This window comes from Streptomyces sp. KPB2, assembly GCF_003950055.1.
GTDB lineage: Bacteria > Actinomycetota > Actinomycetes > Streptomycetales > Streptomycetaceae > Streptomyces > Streptomyces salinarius.
The window spans coordinates 3,717,276-3,736,964 of sequence record NZ_CP034353.1 but is presented as its reverse complement, the minus strand read 5'-3'; the positions used below and the strand labels follow the sequence as shown (position 1 = coordinate 3,736,964).

Sequence of the window (19,689 nt, the reverse complement as noted above, 5' to 3'; positions counted from 1 at the left end):
GTGCGGACGGCTTCGCGTCGGTAGGGTCTGCGCATGCTCCTGTGGATCAACGGGCCCTTCGGGGGCGGAAAAACACAGACCGCGTACGAGATACGGCGCCGGCTGTCCGGCAGTGTCGTCTGCGACCCCGAGCACGCCGGCTTCGGCCTGCGCCGCATGCTGCCGCCCGGGCTGCGGGGAGACTTCCAGGACCTGGCGGCCTGGCGGCAGGGCGTCGTGGAGGTACTGGACCTGGCCCTCACCAAGCACGACGGCGTGGTGATCGCGCCCATGACGGTCACCGACTCCGGGTACTTCGCCGAGACCGTCGGCCGGCTGCGCGAACTGGGCCACGACGTCCACCACTTCACCCTCCTCGCCGAACGCGAGACCGTCCTGCGGCGGCTGCGCGAGCGCGGACTCGGGCACGCCCTGCGGTACGTGTCCGGGAAGGGCGCCGGGCCGCGCGGGGACAGCTGGGCCGTACGGCAGCTCGACCACTGTCTGGAGCGGCTGGCCGAGCCGGAGTTCGCCGAGCACCTGTGGACGGACCACACGACCGTCCCGAAGACCGCCGACCGCATCGCCGTCCTCGCGGGACTCACCCTGAAGCCCAACCACGAGGGCGCGCTCCGCACCCGGGTGCGGCAGGCGCGGGTCGGGATCCGGCACATCCGGGTCGACTGACCGGCCGGACCGCTGCTCCTCGCGACGCCCGGGACGCCGGGGCCGGCACGACGGCCCGGGGGGCCTAGCGCAGGATCCCTTCGAGGAAGTCGCTGCCCAGCCGGGCCACGACGGCGACGTCCAGTTGGTGCAGGACGTACCGGCCGCGCCGGCGGGTGGTGATCAGGCCGGCCTTCTTCAGCACGCCCAGGTGCCGGGATATCTCGGGGGCCGTCATGCCGTGCACCTGGGCCAGCTCGCCCGTGGTGTACGCGCTGCGGGCCAGATACCGGCAGATCCGCATCCGCACGGGGTGGGACAGCGCCGACATCCGCATCGTGAGCTGCTCGACCGAGGGCGGTGCGGCCAGCTCGGGGGAGCCGACCGGATAGTGCAGCACGGGCTGCCAGCCGTGCCGGTGCAGGACCATCAGGTGCGGCCAGCCCAGGCTGGTCGGGACCAGCAACAGGCCGCCGTCCGCCGTCGCGGAGCGGCCGTCGCCCAGCTTGTCGACGGTGATCCGGGCGGCGCCCTCGTCCAGGGTCACCGCGGTGGACACGGCGGCCAGCGCCTCGGCGAGGCCCTTGCGGCGCAGCAGGTCCGTCTTGTGCCGGGCGTCCGCCGCGAGCTGGTGGCGCACCCGGGACCAGGTCTCGGCGAAGAACGCCTCGTCGCAGTCGCGCGCGAACTGCCGCAGCCAGCCCCGGATCCGCGGCGGATCGGCCAGCAGGCGCTCGCTGAAGCGCAGCTGCTGCGGTCCCCGCGCGGCGGCCAGGTCCAGCGCGCGCCGGCGCACCTCGGAATCGTCGAGCGCCGAGGCCCCGGCGGTGCTGTACGGCAACGCGCAGGTGAACTCCAGGGCGGCGTCGACGAACTGCTCGTCGGACAGCTTGTCGAGCAGGTCCAGGTCGTCGCCGAGGGTGGCACCGGGCAGGGTGCTGCGGCCCGGCACCCCGGCGAACGGCATGAACAGGTCCGAGAAGGTCGTCCGCCACAGGAAGTCGGCCTCGCACATCCGGTCGGCCAGGTGCGAGTCGAGCCGGGCGGTCACGCCCGTCGCCCAGCCCTGCAGCCCGGGATGGTGCCCCGGCTCGGAGAGCGCGTGCAGCGCCATGCCCAGCTCGGCCAGTGGGGAGGGCACGACGGCGATCCTCTCCGGCCGCAGCCCCGCGATGTCGATGCGCACGCTCATGCCCCCATGGTGCACGCCGCCACCGACAACGGCGCCGCCGATTGACCGCCGCCGTCAATCGGCGCGACCGCGGGGCGCCGGCCGGAGCAGCCTGAAAGCACCGGGGCAGCCGCGGAGCCCGTAACCCCACACCCACGTCCACCTCTGTGTCTCCTTGAGGAGGCGTCCGCCATGAGCATCACGCAGCAGTACATCCTCGACACGCACCGCGCCCGGCAGCTCGGCGAGCCCGCGCCGCCCGCGCCCGGCGAACACGACTGGCAGGTCGTGCGCGAGTGGCACGACCGCCGGCAGTTCCGCGCCGTACTCGCCGGCCGCCCCACACACGGCCGCCTACGGCGCGCCCTGCGCCGGTGGCGGTCCCTGGGGCCGCGCGCCCTGGGCTGACCCCCGGCGTACGAGCGGGCGGTCTGCCGCCGTTGGCCTTCAGCCGGGGCCGTCTGGCGTACGACCGGGCAGTCCGCTGGGCCGTTGGCCTTCAGCCGGGGCCGTCTGGCGTTCGACCGGGCGGTCTGCCGGGCCGTGGGCCTTCAGCCGGGCCGCCTGGCGTACGACCGGCCGGGCACTCGGCCTCCAGCCGGGCCGACGCCGGCGACCGCCGTGCTGTCAGCCTGTCCGCCGGGCCGCCAGCCCTTTAGCCGGGCGGTGACGTCGGCGACCGCCGGGCTGTCGGCCCTTTAGCCGGGCGGTGGCGTCGGCGGCCGCCGTGCTGTCGGCCTTTCAGCCGGGCGGGGTGATGTCGGCGACCGCCGGGCTGTCGGCCTTACAGCTGGGCGGTGGCGTCGGCGGCCGGTGGGTCGTCAGCCCTTCAGTCGGGTCGCGAAGTCGGCGACCGCCGCCCGTACGTCGTCGGCCGTCCACTCCAGGCCCGGCTCGCCCACCGAGACCTCGGTGAGGGCGACACCGGGGCCGACCGGGTCCCAGGGGTGGGAGAACAGCATGGTCCCGGTCTCCTCGGCCTGCCGCAGCGCGGCCTCGCCCGCGGCCTCCGCGTCGTACGGCAGCCAGACCTGGAACTCGTGCGTGTGCGGCACCTCGGGATGCACCCGCGCCCACGGCAGCCCGGCCGCCGCGAGGCCCTCGCGCAGCGCGGCGGCCACCACGCGCGCGTGGGCCACGTACGCGGGCAGCCGGGGCAGCTCGCGCTCCAGGCCGGCCAGGGCGGACAGTGCCGTGGGGAACTGCTGGAACACCTGGCCGCCGTACCGGTGCCGCCAGGCCTTCGCCTCCTCGACCAGGGTCCGGGGACCGGCCAGGGCGGCGCCGCCGTAGCCCTGGAGGGACTTGTAGAACGAGACGTACACGCTGTCCGCCAGGCCCGCGATCTCCGCCAGGGGGCGGTCGAAGTGCGTGGTGCACTCCCACAGGCGGGCCCCGTCGAAGTGCACCACCGCGTCGCGCTCCCGGGCGGCCTCGACGAGCTCGGTGAGCTCCTCCCAGGTGGGCAGCAGATAGCCGGCCTCCCTGAGCGGCAGCTCCAGCATCAGCGCCCCGAACGGCTCCTCGAAACCGCGCACCTCGTCGGCGGTCGGCTGCCGGGGCGCGTCGGTCAGCCGTACCGGGCGCAGCCCGCCGACGCGGCTGAAGGCGTTGCGTTCGTGCCGCTCGGGGTGGCCGAGCCCGTGCAGGGCGACCACCGGGTTGCCGGTGCGGCCCGCCCAGCAGCGCAGGGCCACCTGCTGCGCCATGGTCCCGGTCGGGAAGAAGGCGGCGGCCTCCGTGCCGAGCAGGGCGGCGGTCCGCTCCTCCAGGGCCGTCACGACGCCGTTTCCGTACATGTCGGAGGGCTCGTCGAGGTCGTACAGCTCGCCGGCCCCGTCCAGCAGGGCGATGCGCTCCCGCAGGGACGTCATGAAGCCCGGGCGGGCGAGCACGCGCCGCGCGCCCCGAAGGGCGGCCACGCGTCGTTCCCGCCGGCGTTCGTTCCGCCGCTCCTCCGGTTCGTCCGGTTCCGCCCGCTCGTTTCGCTCTGCCGTGTCACTCATGCCGGGATCATGTCGCGCGGACCGCCCGCGGGGCACCCCGTTTCCCACAGGTTCCGACACGCGCGCGCGGGGGTGTGTCCCGGCACCGCGCGGAAACCCACAGCCTGTGGACAACCGGACGTCGCCCGGACCGATCGCGTTAACATGACGAGAAATCGTCCGGTACCCCGAGCGGACTGGAACGGGAAGGCCGCCGTCGCGTGAACACAACCCCACAGCCAGACCCCAAGGACCGCCCCGCGCGGCTCACCGTAGGCGTTGTCGGCGCCGGACGGGTGGGCCCCGCGCTGGCCGCGTCCCTCCAGCTCGCCGGGCACCGCCCGGTGGCCGTCTCGGGGGTCTCCGAGGCCTCCCGCAGGCGTGCCGCCGCCCTCCTCCCCGACGTGCCGCTCATGACGCCGGCCGAGGTCCTCCAGCACGCCGAACTGGTCCTGCTGACGGTCCCCGACGACGCCCTGCCCGGCCTGGTGACCGGGCTCGCGGAGACCGGGGCGGTGCGCCCGGGCCAGCTGCTCGTGCACACCTCGGGGCGGTACGGCGCCCGGGTCCTGGACCCCGCGCTGCGAGCCGGTGCCCTGCCGCTGGCCCTGCACCCCGCGATGACCTTCACGGGCACTCCGGTGGACGTCCAGCGCCTGGCCGGCTGCTCCTTCGGCGTCACCGCACCCGAGGAGCTGCGGCTGGCGGCCGAGGCCCTGGTCATCGAGATGGGCGGCGAGCCGGAGTGGATCGCCGAGGACCGTCGCCCGCTGTATCACGCGGCCCTCGCCCTGGGCTCCAATCATCTGATCACCCTGGTCGCCCAGTCCATGGAGCTGCTGCGCACGGCCGGTGTGACGGCCCCGGACCGGATGCTCGGCCCGCTCCTCGGCGCCTCCCTCGACAACGCCCTGCGCTCCGGCGACGCGGCCCTCACCGGCCCCGTCGCGCGCGGGGACGCGGGCACCGTCGCCGCGCACATCACGGAGCTGCGCGAGCACGCCCCCCAGGCCGTCGCCGGTTACGTGGCGATGGCCCGCGCGACCGCCGACCGCGCCCTGGACCACGGCCTGCTGAGGGCGGAACTCGCCGAGGACCTGCTCGGCGTACTCGCCGACGGAGCCACCGGCGCGGACGAGCACCCCGGCCCCGACGGAACGCACGGCCCCGACGGAACTCAAGGCCCCGAAGGCCCCGAAGGCACCGACGGAGGCGCCCGATGACCCCCACCCCGCCCGTCCTGCTGCGCACCGCCGACGAGCTGCACGCGCGCGTGCGGCACGGCCGCCGGGCCGTCGTGATGACCATGGGCGCCCTGCACGAGGGCCACGCCACCCTGATCCGCACGGCGCGCGACCTCGCGGGCCCCGACGGCGAGGTCGTCGTCACGGTCTTCGTCAACCCGCTCCAGTTCGGCGCCGGCGAGGACCTCGACCGCTACCCGCGCACCCTGGACGCCGACCTGGAGATCGCCGGACGGGCGGGTGCCGACGCCGTCTTCGCCCCCGCCGTCGACGAGGTCTACCCGGGCGGCGAACCCCAGGTGCGGATCACCGCCGGGCCCATGGGCGAGCGCCTGGAGGGGGCCTCCCGCCCCGGCCACTTCGACGGCATGCTCACCGTCGTCGCCAAGCTGCTCCACCTCACCCGCCCCGACCTCGCCCTCTACGGCCAGAAGGACGCCCAGCAGCTCGCGCTGATCCGCCGCATGGTCCGCGACCTGAACTTCGGCGTGGAGATCGTCGGCGTCCCCACGGTGCGCGAGGAGGACGGCCTGGCCCTGTCCAGCCGCAACCGCTACCTCTCGACGGCGGAACGCCGTACCGCCCTCGCCCTCTCCCAGGCGCTCTTCGCCGGCCAGGACCGGCACGCCGCCCAGGAGGCGCTCTGCGCGCGGGCCCGCGAAGTACCCGCCACCCGGGCGCGCGCCGAGGCGCTGGGCGCCCTGGGCGAGTCCCGCGCGGCGGCCGACGCCCACGCCGTCGCCACCTCCGCCCCCGGCAGCGCCACGGCCGTCCGGGACGCCGCCCGACTGGTCCTGGACGACGCCGCCCGGGCCACCCCGCCCCTGGAGCTGGACTACCTCGCCCTGGTCGACCCCGCCGACTTCACCGAGATCGGCGACGACCACACCGGCGATGCCGTCCTCGCCGTCGCCGCCCGGGTCGGCGCCACCCGCCTGATCGACAACGTCCACCTCACCTTCGGACCCCTCGGAGCCGCCTCGTGACCAGCACAGGCATACGACTGCACGCCCCCGCGCCCGGCTGGGCCATCGCCGCGGACGTGGTGGTCGTCGGCTCCGGCGTCGCGGGCCTCACCGCGGCCCTGCGCTGCGAGGCCGCCGGCCTGCGGACCGTCGTCGTCACCAAGGCCCGCCTGGACGACGGCTCCACCCGCTGGGCCCAGGGCGGCGTCGCCGCGGCCCTCGGCGAGGGCGACACCCCCGAGCAGCACCTGGACGACACCCTGGTGGCCGGCGCCGGCCTGTGCGACCGGGAAGCGGTCCGCACCCTGGTCACCGAGGGCCCCGGTGCCGTACGCCGCCTCATCGCGACCGGCGCGCACTTCGACGAGTCCACCGAGGGCGGCCTGGCCCTCACCCGCGAGGGCGGCCACCACCGCCGCCGCATCGCCCACGCGGGCGGCGACGCGACGGGCGCCGAGATCTCCCGCGCCCTGGTCGAGGCCGTACGCGCGCGTGGCCTGCGCACCGTCGAGAACGCCCTCGTCCTCGACCTCCTCACGGACGCCGACGGCCACACCGCCGGTGTCACCCTGCACGTCATGGGTGAGGGCCAGCACGACGGCGTCGGGGCGGTCCACGCCCCCGCGGTCGTCCTCGCCACCGGCGGCATGGGCCAGGTCTTCTCGGCGACCACGAACCCCTCCGTCTCCACGGGCGACGGAGTGGCCCTGGCCCTCCGCGCGGGCGCCGAGGTCAGCGACCTCGAATTCGTCCAGTTCCACCCCACCGTCCTCTTCCTGGGCCCGGACGCCGAGGGCCAGCAGCCCCTGGTCTCCGAGGCGGTACGGGGCGAGGGCGCCCACCTGGTGGACGCGGACGGCGTGCGCTTCATGCTCGGACAGCACGAACTCGCGGAACTGGCCCCCCGCGACATCGTCGCCAAGGCCATCACGCGCCGCATGCAGGAGCAGGGCGCCGCGCACATGTACCTGGACGCCCGCCACTTCGGCGCCGACATGTGGGAGCACCGCTTCCCCACGATCCTCGCCGCGTGCCGGGCCCACGGCATCGACCCGGTCACCGAGCCGATCCCCGTCGCGCCCGCCGCCCACTACGCCTCGGGCGGCGTCCGCACCGACGCGCACGGCCGTACGACGGTCCCCGGCCTGTACGCGTGCGGCGAGGTCGCCTGCACCGGCGTGCACGGCGCCAACCGCCTGGCCTCCAACTCCCTCCTGGAGGGCCTGGTCTACGCCGAGCGCATCGCGGCAGACGTCGCGGCGGGAAGCACAGCCGGCACCCCCCACACGCGCGTACCGGCCCCCGTGCCGCACCCGGACCACCCGGAGCACCCCCTCCTCCCGCCCGAGTCCCGCCTCACGATCCAGCGGATCATGACGGAGGGCGCCGGAGTCCTGCGCTCGGCCGACTCCCTCACGCGCGCGGCCGACCGGCTGCACGCCCTGCACACCGAGGCACGCGAGGCGCTGCACGAGCACGGCAAGACGTCCGAGCCGGGCGTCGACACCTGGGAGGCCACCAACCTCCTGTGCGTGGCCCGCGTCCTGGTCGCCGCGGCCGCCCGGCGCGAGGAGACCCGCGGCTGCCACTGGCGCGAGGACCACGCGGAGCGCGACGACACGGCGTGGCGCCGCCACATCGTCGTACGCCTGAACCCGGACCGCACGCTCGCCGTGCACACCACGGACACGCCAGAATTCCCCCCGACCGTCCACGGCGCCCAGCCGACGCACCGTCCCCAGGAGCAGTGACAGTGAACCCCTCCGACCCCAACGAACTCCCCCTCGCCTCCACCGGAGGCTGCGGCGACGGCTGTGCCTGCGGCGCGGACACCGAGGAGGACGGCTACATGGAGTGCGGCCTCGACCCGTCCCTCGCCGCCCTCCTGCTGGACTCCGGCCTGGACCCCGTCGAGGTCGAGGACATCGCGAACGTCGCCATCCAGGAGGACCTGGCGGGCGGCGTGGACGTGACGACCGTCGCGACCATCCCCGAGGACGCCGTGGCCACGGCCGACTTCACCGCGCGCGAGGCGGGCGTCGTGGCGGGCCTGCGGGTCGCCGAGGCGGTCCTGTCGATCGTCTGCACGGACGAGTTCGAGGTGGAGCGCCACGTGGAGGACGGCGACCGCGTGCGGGAGGGCCAGAAGCTCCTCTCCGTCACCACCCGCACCCGCGACATCCTGACCGCCGAACGCAGCGCCCTGAACCTGCTGTGCCGCATGTCGGGCATCGCGACGGCCACGCGCGCGTGGGCGGACGTTCTGGACGGCACGAAGACCAAGGTCCGCGACACCCGCAAGACCACCCCCGGGCTGCGCAGCCTGGAGAAGTTCGCGGTCCGCTGCGGCAGCGGCGTCAACCACCGCATGTCCCTCTCGGACGCGGCCCTGGTCAAGGACAACCACGTGGTCGCCGCGGGCGGCGTCGCCGAGGCCTTCAACGCCGTGCGCGAACGCTTCCCGGAGGTGCCCATCGAGGTCGAGGTCGACACCCTGCACCAGCTGCGCGAGGTCGTGGACGCGGGCGCCGACCTGATCCTGCTGGACAACTTCACCCCCGACGAGTGTGCGGAGGCGGTGACCCTGGTCGCCGGCCGCGCCGCGCTGGAGGCCTCGGGCCGCCTCACCCTCACCAACGCCAAGGCGTACGCCGACACGGGCGTCGACTACCTGGCGGTGGGCGCGCTCACCCACAGCTCCCCGATCCTGGACATCGGCCTGGACCTGCGAGCGGCGGAGTAGAAGCCATGCTGCTGACGATCGACGTAGGCAACACGCACACCGTCCTCGGCCTCTTCGACGGCGAGGACATCGTCGAGCACTGGCGCATCTCCACGGACTCGCGCCGCACGGCCGACGAGCTGGCGGTCCTCCTCCAGGGCCTGATGGGCATGCACCCGCTGCTCGGCGACGAGCTGGGTGACGGCATCGACGGCATCGCCATCTGCGCGACGGTCCCCTCCGTCCTGCACGAACTGCGCGAGGTCACCCGCCGCTACTACGGCGACGTCCCCGCGGTGCTGGTCGAACCGGGCGTCAAGACCGGCGTCCCGATCCTCACCGACCACCCCAAGGAGGTCGGCGCCGACCGCATCATCAACGCGGTCGCGGCCGTCGAGCTCTACGGCGGCCCGGCGATCGTCGTGGACTTCGGCACGGCGACGACGTTCGACGCGGTCAGCGCGCGCGGGGAGTACATCGGCGGCGTCATCGCCCCCGGCATCGAGATCTCGGTCGAGGCGCTCGGCGTCAAGGGCGCGCAGCTCCGCAAGATCGAGGTGGCCCGGCCCCGGAGCGTGATCGGCAAGAACACGGTCGAGGCGATGCAGTCCGGGATCGTCTACGGCTTCGCCGGCCAGGTCGACGGCGTCGTCAACCGCATGGCTCGCGAGCTGGCCGAGGACCCGGACGACGTCACCGTCATCGCGACGGGCGGGTTGGCGCCGATGGTGCTGGGTGAGTCGTCGGTGATCGACGAGCACGAGCCGTGGTTGACGCTGATGGGATTGCGCCTGGTATACGAACGAAACGTGTCCCGCATGTAGGCAACCCGGCGCCCCTCAGGCGGCCCACCCGGCCCGGGCTTGCCGGGTCACCCGGCGCGGGTGGGCCCACCGGCCCGGCGTCGACGTGGCACCCGGCGCGGGTGCGGGCGCAGGCGGGGAGCGCGACCCGGCGTTGCGGGGTGCCGCTGCGCCCACCCGTGCCGCCCCAGCGGCACGACTGCCCGCAGCTGGGGCGGCATGGCGGGTGCCCGCAGCTGAGGCGGCGTGGCGGGGAGCCGCGTACGGCGGGGACGGGGCGGCGGCGTGGGGCGACGGAGAGCCGCGTACGGCGAGGAGGGGGTGGGTCGGGGGGTGTCCGCCCGCAGTGGTTGGCGCGTCCGCGCCGGGGGAGATCTGTGGCCGACCGATTCCGCGCCGTTCCGAGGACGGACACCCCCCGGCACGCCCCCGACCCACAGACAACGCACCGCGCTCCGCGCACCCCCACCGAACCCGCAGCGGCGCCGCAGGCATCCGCACCCCCACCGAACCCCGCACCGGCGCCGCAGGCACCCCGCGCCACCGCCGAACCCCGCACAGGCGCGGCAGGCACCCCGCGCCACCGCCGGAGGCACCCGCACAGGCGCCGCAGGCACCCCGCATCCGGGTGGGCCCGTACGCCACACCCGTGCCCCCTATGCCGAGTTTGTCTGATTAGCGCGTATCGTCGCCGCATGCCCACGCCCTACGGACCCCGCGGCGGCATGGCGTTCGGTGCTCAGGAGCTGCGTGTGCTCCGGCGAGCCCTCGCCCTCGCCCTGAACCCCAGCCCGGTCTCGGCCCAGGAGGCCCAGGACTGCCTCCACCTCGCAGAGTCGCTCGACGAGGCGATGCGGGAAGGGGCCAGGCTCCGCGCCTTCCTGGTGGCCGACCTCGCCCGGTACCGCGCCGCCCTCCCCGGCACCGCCACCGGCTACCTCGCGCTCCTGGACGAGGCGCTGAACGCCGGTCACCGCCCCGACGCGGACGACCTCGCCGCCCTGGGTGCCCTGCGCGGCAACCCCGCCGCGGCCGAGCTGCTGGCCCGCTGCGGAGCCGCGACGGCATCCACCCCGGCCAGGGCCACGCTCCCCGCGGCGCGCACCCGCACCCGCCTCCACGCCGTCCCCGGCGGCCGCCACCGCGGCGAGGACCCCGCGCAGAAGCCCGCCCCGAAGCCGGCCCCCCGCCCCGCCCCCGCCCCGGCCGCCCCCAAGCGCCCCGTCCCCACCCCCGGCGAGGTCTTCCCGCGCCGCAAGCCCGCCCCGCCGGCCCCGCCCGCACCGCCCGCACCGGGCTCCCGGCACCACCTCGCCGCCGGCTGACGGCGCCTGGCTACCCTGGATCCATGGACTACGTCTCCGCGCTCCTGCCCCCGGTCGTCATGGCCGTCTTCTTCATCGGCCTGATCCGGGTGATCGTGAAGACCCAGGGCGGCGCCAACAAGGCCAAGGAGGACGCGGTCGTCGACGCGGCCCTCGCCCGCGCGGAGGGCGCCCGGCAGGCGTCCCCGCACCCCGAGTCCTGACCGACCCGGGACGACCCGCACAGCGACCCCGCACCGCGACCCCGCACCGCGAGGCACCCGCGACACACCCACGGCACACCGGCGTACGGCTCCCGCACCCCTCCCGCGGAGCCGTACGCCCCTTTTGCGCGCCTTCGCCTGCGAAAGCGCACGTCCGGCACGCGGTCGTCCCGATCTCCCACTATCGTTCGAAGCGTGCCTCGCCCATTGGGAGAACTCGAAGACGCGGTCATGACGAGGGTGTGGAAGTGGAACCGCCCCGTGACCGTTCGGGAAGTCCTGGAAGACCTGCAACAGGAACGGTCCATCGCGTACACCACCGTGATGACCGTTTTGGACAATCTCCATCAGAAGGGCTGGGTGCGCCGCGAGTCCGAAGGCCGGGCCTATCGATATGAGGCGGTCTCCACTCGCGCCGCCTACGCCGCCGCCCTCATGAACGACGCCTGGTCGCAGAGCGACAACCCCGCCGCGGCCCTCGTCGCCTTCTTCGGCATGATGAGCGAGGAACAGCGCCAGGCCCTCAGGGACGCCATCCGCATCGTGCAGGGACCGGAAACCCCCGCACAGCCGCCGGAAACCCCCGCACAGGGTCGGGAAACGCCCACGGCGGAACCGGAAACCCCGCCGCCGGGACCCGGCGCGGCATCGGACGGCGGCGAGCGATAGCGTCCCCCCATGCCAAATGCCATCAGCGTCCGGCGGGCCCGCACCAGCGATGTCCCGGACGTGCGCCGGCTGCTCGACGCCTACGTCCGTGACCGCATCCTGCTCGACAAAGCGATGGTGACGCTTTACGAGAGCATCCAGGAGTTCTGGGTAGCGGAACGCGACGACAACGCCGAGGTGGTCGGCTGCGGCGCCCTGCACGTGATGTGGGAAGACCTCGCGGAAGTGCGCACTCTCGCGGTGAAGCCCGGCCTGAAGGGCGCCGGCGTCGGCCACAAGCTGCTGGAGAAGTTGCTGGACACGGCACGCTGGCTCGGTGTTCGCCGCGTTTTCTGTCTGACCTTCGAAGTGGACTTCTTCGGCAAGCACGGCTTCGTGGAGATCGGGGAGACACCCGTCGACACCGATGTGTACGCGGAGCTGCTGCGTTCCTATGACGAGGGCGTTGCGGAGTTCCTGGGTCTCGAACGAGTGAAACCGAACACCTTGGGCAACAGCCGGATGCTTCTGCATCTGTGATCGCCGGGGAGCCCCGGACGTCTGCGGCCCACCGTCCTTCGAGGTTTATTCCACCGACGCACCCATCATCGGTTCCCTATGTCCGAATCGCGCATGTTTCCGGCCCGGAGTCGGGCTACCGGTCTCCGCCGGGGGTTTGTGTTTTTCCGGCAAAAGCGGTTTGCTTTCCGGCGTACTGCAGTACTGCATATAACAAGGGGCGGCGATACGGCGGACGCCGGCGGACCCCGGCCCTCAAGTTATCGATGAAAGGAAATCCGGTGGCACAGAAGGTTCAGGTCCTTCTTGTCGACGACCTCGACGGCGGCGAGGCAGACGAGACCGTGACGTTCGCACTGGACGGCAAGACCTACGAGATCGACCTCACCACCGCCAACGCGGACAAGCTCCGCGGTCTTCTCGACCCGTACCTGAAGGGTGGCCGCCGTACCGGGGGCCGTGCCTCGGGCGGCCGCGGCAAGGCGCGCGCCGCTTCCGGTGGCAGCCAGGACACCGCGGCGATCCGCGCCTGGGCCAAGGAGAACGGCTGGGACGTCAACGACCGCGGCCGTGTCCCCGCGAAGGTCCGTGAGGCGTACGAGCAGGCCAACGGCTGATCACCCGACCCGCGCCACGGGCCGTGCCCGCGGCGGGCCGCTCGCGGTGAGCCGGAAGCGGTGGCACTGCGTGGCCAGCGTGTGGACCAGCCGGGCGAGATCGAGGGCGGTCCCGGTACGTCCGGGGACCGACAGCGCCGGCAGCGAGGACTCCACCTCGTGTCCCGGCTCCGGGGGCCGCAGCCATACGGCGGCTCCGTGCAGGCCGTCGCGCTCCGGGGGACGCGGCGGCAGCCCGGCGGGGCCGGGCGGGGCAAGGGGCGCGTCCATGGTGCCGCCAGCACCGAGCGCCGTCAGGCCGAGCGCCAGTGAACCCCACTCCAGCCACTCCAACAGCCCGGGCAGCTCCTCCGCGGCACCCGCCGCCACGAGCAGGAGCATCCGCCCGCCCCGGACGGCCACCGGAAACCCCGGCGCCGGCGAACCCCCGTCGGCCCGTCCGGCCGGACCGGCGCACACCGACCGATCCCGCCGATCCGTCCGGTTCAGCCGGTCCAGCCGCTCCGTCCGGTCCAGCCGCTCCAGCGTCGCGTACCCCGCGCCGGCCGGCACGTCGAGGACGTCGAAGCGCACGCCCGTGCGCAACCGCACCGGGTCCCCGGGCGCCGTCGGCCAGCCGAGCGCGCTCTCGTACCAGCAGCGCGTCCGCTCCCATGCCGAGCCGCCGTTCCCGGTGGGCCGACGGGGCGACGGCACAACGGGGGACGCGGGAGCGACGGGGACCGGGTGCGAGGCGCCAACCATGCCAAGTGCAACCGTCCGGAGAGCCCGCGAGTTACGCTGGGTGTCGAACCGGAAACACAGAGTGCTGGACGAGGGGGCGTGCGGGGGTGCGGGGTGGCGCGAGGTTGTTCGCCCATAGCGGAGGGAACCGGTGCGCGCGGCATGGAGTGTCAGTCCCCGCGGGTAAGACATCCCTAGTGGGAGGGGGCGACTTGCGGATCGGGCCGTCTCGCGTTCGCCATCGGCGTACTGGCGAGTGGGGTAAGTGCCTGGCCTGCGGGAACATCGTCTCGCACCATCGGGTTGTGGCAGATGTCGGCGTCAGGGGTCAGGAGGCCATCGACGGTGTCGGCAGTTGGAATGAGCGGTCCCCGCTTGCGGGACTAAGCTGCGGAAGGACAGGGAGGGGAAGTTCCCCCCACTGCCTGACCGCTCTGAGGAGCGATTAACGATGTTCGAGAGGTTCACCGACCGCGCGCGGCGGGTTGTCGTCCTGGCTCAGGAAGAAGCCCGGATGCTCAACCACAACTACATCGGCACCGAGCACATCCTCCTGGGCCTGATCCACGAGGGTGAGGGTGTCGCCGCCAAGGCCCTTGAGAGCCTCGGGATTTCGCTCGAGGCGGTCCGCCAGCAGGTGGAGGAGATCATCGGCCAGGGCCAGCAGGCCCCGTCCGGCCACATCCCCTTCACCCCCCGTGCCAAGAAGGTCCTGGAGCTGTCGCTCCGCGAGGCCCTCCAGCTGGGTCACAACTACATCGGCACGGAGCACATCCTGCTCGGCCTGATCCGCGAGGGCGAGGGCGTCGCCGCCCAGGTCCTGGTCAAGCTGGGCGCCGATCTGAACCGGGTGCGGCAGCAGGTCATCCAGCTGCTCTCCGGCTACCAGGGCAAGGAGACCGCCACCGCCGGCGGTCCTGCGGAGGGCACGCCTTCCACGTCCCTGGTCCTCGACCAGTTCGGCCGGAACCTCACCCAGGCCGCTCGTGAGTCCAAGCTCGACCCGGTCATCGGGCGCGAGAAGGAGATCGAGCGGGTCATGCAGGTGCTGTCCCGCCGTACGAAGAACAACCCGGTGCTCATCGGTGAGCCCGGTGTCGGCAAGACCGCCGTCGTCGAGGGCCTCGCGCAGGCCATCGTCAAGGGCGAGGTGCCCGAGACCCTCAAGGACAAGCACCTCTACACCCTGGACCTCGGCGCCCTGGTCGCCGGCTCCCGCTACCGCGGTGACTTCGAGGAGCGCCTGAAGAAGGTGCTCAAGGAGATCCGCACCCGCGGCGACATCATCCTGTTCATCGACGAGCTGCACACGCTGGTCGGTGCGGGTGCCGCCGAGGGCGCCATCGACGCCGCGAGCATCCTCAAGCCGATGCTGGCCCGTGGTGAGCTGCAGACCATCGGTGCGACCACGCTGGACGAGTACCGCAAGCACCTGGAGAAGGACGCGGCCCTCGAGCGCCGTTTCCAGCCGATCCAGGTCGCGGAGCCGTCGCTGCCGCACACGATCGAGATCCTCAAGGGCCTGCGCGACCGGTACGAGGCGCACCACCGCGTCTCCATCACCGACGAGGCCCTGGTCCAGGCTGCGACGCTCGCCGACCGCTACATCTCGGACCGCTTCCTGCCGGACAAGGCGATCGACCTGATCGACGAGGCCGGCTCCCGGATGCGCATCCGCCGGATGACCGCGCCGCCGGACCTGCGCGAGTTCGACGAGAAGATCGCCGGCGTCCGCCGCGACAAGGAGTCCGCGATCGACTCGCAGGACTTCGAGAAGGCCGCCTCCCTGCGCGACAAGGAGAAGCAGCTCCTGGCCGCCAAGGCCAAGCGCGAGAAGGAGTGGAAGGCCGGCGACATGGACGTCGTCGCCGAGGTCGACGGCGAGCTGATCGCCGAGGTCCTCGCGACCGCGACCGGCATCCCGGTCTTCAAGCTCACCGAGGAGGAGTCGTCCCGCCTGCTGCGCATGGAGGACGAGCTCCACAAGCGGGTCATCGGCCAGGTCGACGCCGTCAAGGCGCTGTCCAAGGCGATCCGCCGTACCCGTGCCGGCCTGAAGGACCCGAAGCGTCCCGGTGGCTCGTTCATCTTCGCCGGTCCGTCCGGTGTCGGTAAGACCGAGCTGTCCAAGGCGCTCGCCGAGTTCCTCTTCGGCGACGAGGACGCGCTGATCTCCCTCGACATGTCGGAGTTCAGCGAGAAGCACACGGTCTCGCGCCTCTTCGGTTCGCCCCCCGGCTACGTGGGCTACGAGGAGGGCGGTCAGCTGACGGAGAAGGTCCGCCGCAAGCCGTTCTCGGTCGTCCTCTTCGACGAGGTCGAGAAGGCCCACCCGGACATCTTCAACTCGCTGCTGCAGATCCTGGAGGACGGTCGCCTGACCGACTCCCAGGGCCGGGTCGTGGACTTCAAGAACACGGTCATCATCATGACGACCAACCTCGGCACCCGGGACATCTCCAAGGGCTTCAACCTCGGCTTCGCCGCCGCGGGTGACACGAAGACCAACTACGAGCGCATGAAGAACAAGGTCCAGGACGAGCTCAAGCAGCACTTCCGGCCCGAGTTCCTCAACCGTGTCGACGACGTGGTCGTCTTCCCGCAGCTCAGCCAGGACGACATCCTGCGGATCGTCGACCTGATGATCGACAAGGTGGACGAGCGCCTCAAGGACCGGGACATGGGCATCGAGCTCTCCCAGTCCGCCAAGGAGCTGCTGTCCAAGAAGGGCTACGACCCGGTGCTGGGCGCGCGTCCGCTGCGCCGCACGATCCAGCGCGAGGTCGAGGACACGCTGTCGGAGAAGATCCTCTTCGGCGAGCTGCGTCCCGGTCACATCGTGGTCGTGGACACCGAGGGCGAGGGCGACGCCAAGACCTTCACCTTCCGGGGTGAGGAGAAGTCGGCCCTCCCCGACGTCCCGCCGATCGAGCAGGCGGCCGGGGGCGGCGCGGGTCCGAACCTGAGCAAGGAGGCGTAGCCCTCCGGGGTGAGCCAGGAAAGGGGCCGCCCGGGACTTCGGTCCCGGGCGGCCCCTTCGCCGTGCGGTGGGTCAGTGCTCGACCAGGGTCACTTCGGCGTCCGGGAAGAGCGCCCTGTAGGGGGCGGGGTCGAAGCGGGCACCCGGAGCGGTCTGGAGGACGACGCGTCGTACGCCGGGCACTCGGGCCGCGACGGCCGACACGTCCTCGTCTCCCTCCAGGGCCGGCAGGTTCAGTTCGCGCAGACCGGGGAGGACCGGCATCGGGCCGAGCCGGTCCGGGAAGAGCGACGCGTCCAGGAACAGCTCCGTCAGCCGGGGCAGCCGGGTGATCTCCGCCCAGTCCTCCGCGTCGAGGGCGGCGTCGGGGGCCAGGCTCAGCTGTCGCAGGCTTCGCCAGTGGGACAGACCGCGCAACCCGGTGCCATCCACGGCCGCGCCCCCGAGGTAGAGGAATTCGAGCGGCGCGGACCGGGGAACGGCGTCCGTCAGCCGGCGCCCCGGGAGCCGCGGCGTGAGCGACAGGAGGGTGAGCGACCCGAGCTCGGCCAGTTCCGACAGGTCGGCCGTCCCCTTGATGATCAGCAGTTCCTCGAGCGGGACGCCCGCGAGGCCGCCGAGCCCCCGGGCCGCGTCGCACCGGGTGAGGTACAGACTCCGCAGGAAGGGGAAGGCCGACAGTTCGGCCAGGTCGCCCACCTCCGGGTTGTCGACGAGGCTGAGCGCCCTGACGGTGTCCGGATCGACGGCCCCGAGGATCTCGGACACCGCGTGCGGGCCGTGAAAGGCCAGGCGTTCCCAGGGGCCGGGCCGCATCTCCGCCAGGGCGGCGCGCTGCGCCGGGGTGGTACAACTCAGGTACAGGCGCGTGCGGTCCAGGTGGTCCAGCACCTCCAGCGCGTACTCCCGCGCGTCGAACCGGTCCCATGTCCCCACGAGCTGCCGCCGCACCTGGAGGGCCGTGTGCTCCCGGAACCGGCGCAGCACCGCGAGCGCCCCGCCCGGCTCCTGCTCCGCCAGCAGCGAGGCCGTCACCGTCACGCCGTGCGCCTCCGCCTCCGTCAGTCCCTCCGGACCCGGCAGCAGCTCCAGGACCAACGGCCCCGCCTCCGCCAGCGCCTTGGCGTCCTGGGTCGACCCCGGCGGGATCAGCGCCCCCGCCCGCGCCTCCACCTCCGCCCGCACCGAGGGATCCAGCGCGGTCGCGTGCTCCAGGCAGGCCAGCGCCAGCAGCGTGAGCCGTGGCTCGTCCGCCGCCAGCAGCCGCCGCAGCAGCACCGCCCGCTCGCCGGGCCGGGCGTGGGCGACGGCCATGCGGATCACGTCCTCCCACTGGGTGTCGCCCGCGTGCCCGTCGAGGACGTCGAGGTGGCCCTCCTCGACCGCGTACCGGGCGCCCAGGTAGTCCTGGAAGGTGCGGTGCACGAAGTCCAGCGCGTCCTCGCCGGGCTGCCGCAACAGCCCGCTGCGCAGAACCAACGCCCGCAGGACCGTCGCCGCGTCGCCGTGCCCCGCCGCCGACGCCACCGACGGCAGGGTGCGCTCCACGATGCCCTCGGCCGTGTCCACCGCCATCTCCGTGCGCCCGCTCAGCACCAGCGCGTACGCCAGCCGCTGCAGCAGCTCCAGTTGCGCCTCCTCGCTCAGCTCCACCGTCTCCATGCCCCGTTCCCGGTCCCGGCGGGCCAGCAGCATCGTGAGCGCGGCGTCGTACAACTCCTTGCGGCCGGTGGGGAGGTAGCCGCGGCGCTCCCGGTGCAGGGCGCAGATCAGTCCGCACATCAGGGGGTTGGTGGCGAGCCGGGCCAGGTCGCGCTTGGTGCGCAGGGAGTCCAGCAGCCGCGCCTCGAACTCGGGGGCCTCGGCCGCCGCGTGCCAGCGCCGTACGAAGGTCGCCACGTCGTCCCGGCGCATCGGGGCGAGGGCCAGTTCCCGGAAGCCCTCGGCGGCCAGCCAGTCGGCGCGTACGGCGGTGGGGCGGGAGGTGAGCAGCCAGCGGTTGCCCGGGAAGGCGCGGATGAGGGCGAGGAGCCAGTCGCGGGTGCGGTTGCGGTCCGCGGCGGGGACCTCGTCCAGGCCGTCGACGAGGACCAGGCCCCGGCCGGCGCTCAGCACCCGTTCCGCCCAGCCGTCCGGCGGGGTGAGCGGGCAGCCCACGGCGGTGAGGAAGGCGGCGGGGGAGGGCAGCGCGCCCGCACGGATCAGGGTGCGCAGCGGCAGCACGTACGGGATCCGGTCGCCGTGCCGCGCGGCGCTCACCGCCAGCCACTGCACCAGCGTCGTCTTGCCGGAACCGGCGTCGCCGCGCAGCAGTACCCGGCCCTGGGCGGTCAGCGCGGACTCGGCGGGGAGACGGACGGTGCGTTCCGGCTCGTCGTACTCCCCGGGGAACGCGGGGTGTTCGTCCTCCGCGGTCGCCTCCAGGCTCAGGTAGGCGACCTCCAGCGGCCAGCGGTCCGGGGAGTCGCGCAGGTCGATGCCGTAGATGGTGATGCGGTTGTGCTGCTCGGCGACGTACGGCAGGTAGCGGCGTTCGAACGCCGTGTCCCGGGCGTCCGGGCGGGGGACGCGGGTGATCAGCTCGTCGACCTTCGCGATCAGCTCGGCCTGGCCCCGGGTCTGGGCCACCAGGGTGCGGGCGACGAACGTGGAGCGGCGGGTGAAGAACTCCAGGACGTGCAGGCAGGCCCACTCGGTCGCCGAGTCGAGGAAGTGGCCCGCGTCGGCGGACAGACCGGACCCGGCGTCGGACGCCTGTCGCCGCAGCCTGGCGGCCAGTTCGCGGTGTCCCAGCCGCACCGCCTGGACGTCGTCCATGTCCAGGTCGCCCAGGGCGAGCAGCCGCGCCGCCAGGGCGTCGCCGACGGCCTCGCTCTCGTCGCGCGGGAAGGGCGGCTCGCCGGGGGAGTCCAGGGAGTCCGCCACCAGCTTCCCGGCGAGCCCCCGCACCTCCCTCGCGCCCAGCGTGCGCTGCTCGCCCCGGAAGGACACCAGGCGGGCCAGCCGGACCGGCCGGTCGACCAGCCCGGCACCGGGGCCGCCCGTCACGAACAGCTTCTTCACCAGCGGGGCGACCAGACTGGACGCCAACTTCCCGCCGAGCACCGCCGGTTCCATACGCCCCCCTGGTCGGTCGACG

The 19,689-nt window shown here is 73.4% G+C and carries 17 protein-coding genes; 13 read left to right on the top strand and 4 right to left on the bottom strand.

Annotated features, from left to right (window positions below; all coding sequences use genetic code 11):
• Positions 1–33 precede the first annotated feature (33 nt).
• Positions 34–666 carry an ATP-binding protein gene (locus D1J63_RS16485; RefSeq protein WP_125629553.1) on the top strand — a complete coding sequence of 211 codons (633 nt, stop codon included), beginning with the start codon at positions 34–36 and terminating at the stop codon, positions 664–666.
• Between the two features lie 64 nt (positions 667–730).
• On the opposite strand, the gene D1J63_RS16480 is transcribed toward D1J63_RS16485, so the two are convergent.
• Positions 731–1,837, bottom strand: a complete 1,107-nt coding sequence (locus D1J63_RS16480; RefSeq protein WP_125629551.1) for a DUF5937 family protein — start codon at positions 1,835–1,837, stop codon at positions 731–733.
• A 171-nt stretch (positions 1,838–2,008) separates the two neighbouring features.
• Here D1J63_RS16480 and D1J63_RS36910 point away from each other — a divergent pair, with 171 nt between their 5' ends.
• Positions 2,009–2,224: a hypothetical protein gene (locus D1J63_RS36910; RefSeq protein ID WP_176154404.1), complete on the top strand. Its 216-nt coding sequence runs from the start codon at positions 2,009–2,011 to the stop codon at positions 2,222–2,224.
• Between the two features lie 413 nt (positions 2,225–2,637).
• Here D1J63_RS36910 and D1J63_RS16470 read toward each other — a convergent pair whose 3' ends face one another.
• A complete protein-coding gene (locus D1J63_RS16470) occupies positions 2,638–3,822 on the bottom strand; it encodes a beta-eliminating lyase-related protein (protein WP_125629549.1) in 1,185 nt (394 codons plus the stop codon).
• Between the two features lie 200 nt (positions 3,823–4,022).
• On the opposite strand from D1J63_RS16470, the gene D1J63_RS16465 reads away from it, so the two are divergent.
• From D1J63_RS16465 to D1J63_RS16415, 10 genes are all read left to right on the top strand, one after another.
• The gene (locus D1J63_RS16465; RefSeq protein ID WP_102930795.1) at positions 4,023–5,024 is read left to right on the top strand and encodes a DUF2520 domain-containing protein; all 1,002 of its coding nucleotides are present in this window, start codon (positions 4,023–4,025) and stop codon (positions 5,022–5,024) included.
• Positions 5,021–6,031 carry a pantoate--beta-alanine ligase gene (gene panC, locus D1J63_RS16460; RefSeq protein ID WP_125629547.1) on the top strand — a complete coding sequence of 337 codons (1,011 nt, stop codon included), beginning with the start codon at positions 5,021–5,023 and terminating at the stop codon, positions 6,029–6,031. Before D1J63_RS16465 ends, panC begins: the two co-directional genes overlap by 4 nt.
• Positions 6,028–7,761: an L-aspartate oxidase gene (locus tag D1J63_RS16455; RefSeq protein ID WP_125629545.1), complete on the top strand. Its 1,734-nt coding sequence runs from the start codon at positions 6,028–6,030 to the stop codon at positions 7,759–7,761. The genes panC and D1J63_RS16455 overlap by 4 nt, the downstream gene beginning before the upstream one ends.
• Before the next feature lie 2 nt (positions 7,762–7,763).
• A complete protein-coding gene (gene nadC, locus D1J63_RS16450; RefSeq protein WP_125629543.1) occupies positions 7,764–8,753 on the top strand; it encodes a carboxylating nicotinate-nucleotide diphosphorylase in 990 nt (329 codons plus the stop codon).
• Between the two features lie 5 nt (positions 8,754–8,758).
• On the top strand, positions 8,759–9,556 hold the full coding sequence (locus D1J63_RS16445; RefSeq protein WP_125629541.1) for a type III pantothenate kinase: 798 nt from the start codon (positions 8,759–8,761) through the stop codon (positions 9,554–9,556).
• A gap of 674 nt (positions 9,557–10,230) precedes the next feature.
• Complete coding sequence (locus tag D1J63_RS16435) at positions 10,231–10,860, top strand: hypothetical protein (protein ID WP_125629539.1); 630 nt, start codon at positions 10,231–10,233, stop codon at positions 10,858–10,860.
• 23 nt (positions 10,861–10,883) lie between these two features.
• The gene (locus D1J63_RS16430) at positions 10,884–11,063 is read left to right on the top strand and encodes a hypothetical protein (RefSeq protein ID WP_061443280.1); all 180 of its coding nucleotides are present in this window, start codon (positions 10,884–10,886) and stop codon (positions 11,061–11,063) included.
• Positions 11,064–11,258: 195 nt separating this feature from the next.
• Complete coding sequence (locus D1J63_RS16425; RefSeq protein ID WP_241235571.1) at positions 11,259–11,732, top strand: BlaI/MecI/CopY family transcriptional regulator; 474 nt, start codon at positions 11,259–11,261, stop codon at positions 11,730–11,732.
• 9 nt (positions 11,733–11,741) lie between these two features.
• A complete protein-coding gene (locus D1J63_RS16420) occupies positions 11,742–12,251 on the top strand; it encodes an amino-acid N-acetyltransferase (protein WP_030404798.1) in 510 nt (169 codons plus the stop codon).
• Positions 12,252–12,511: 260 nt separating this feature from the next.
• Complete coding sequence (locus D1J63_RS16415) at positions 12,512–12,847, top strand: Lsr2 family protein (RefSeq protein ID WP_003975458.1); 336 nt, start codon at positions 12,512–12,514, stop codon at positions 12,845–12,847.
• On the opposite strand, the gene D1J63_RS16410 is transcribed toward D1J63_RS16415, so the two are convergent.
• On the bottom strand, positions 12,848–13,591 hold the full coding sequence (locus D1J63_RS16410; protein ID WP_125629536.1) for an SCO3374 family protein: 744 nt from the start codon (positions 13,589–13,591) through the stop codon (positions 12,848–12,850).
• A gap of 430 nt (positions 13,592–14,021) precedes the next feature.
• On the opposite strand from D1J63_RS16410, the gene D1J63_RS16400 reads away from it, so the two are divergent.
• Positions 14,022–16,550 (top strand): ATP-dependent Clp protease ATP-binding subunit, encoded by a 2,529-nt coding sequence (locus D1J63_RS16400; protein WP_061443276.1) that lies wholly within the window; start codon positions 14,022–14,024, stop codon positions 16,548–16,550.
• A 72-nt stretch (positions 16,551–16,622) separates the two neighbouring features.
• Here the strand turns inward: D1J63_RS16400 and D1J63_RS16395 are convergent, their stop codons facing one another.
• Positions 16,623–19,667 (bottom strand): NACHT domain-containing protein, encoded by a 3,045-nt coding sequence (locus tag D1J63_RS16395; RefSeq protein ID WP_125629534.1) that lies wholly within the window; start codon positions 19,665–19,667, stop codon positions 16,623–16,625.
• Positions 19,668–19,689: the final 22 nt, after the last annotated feature.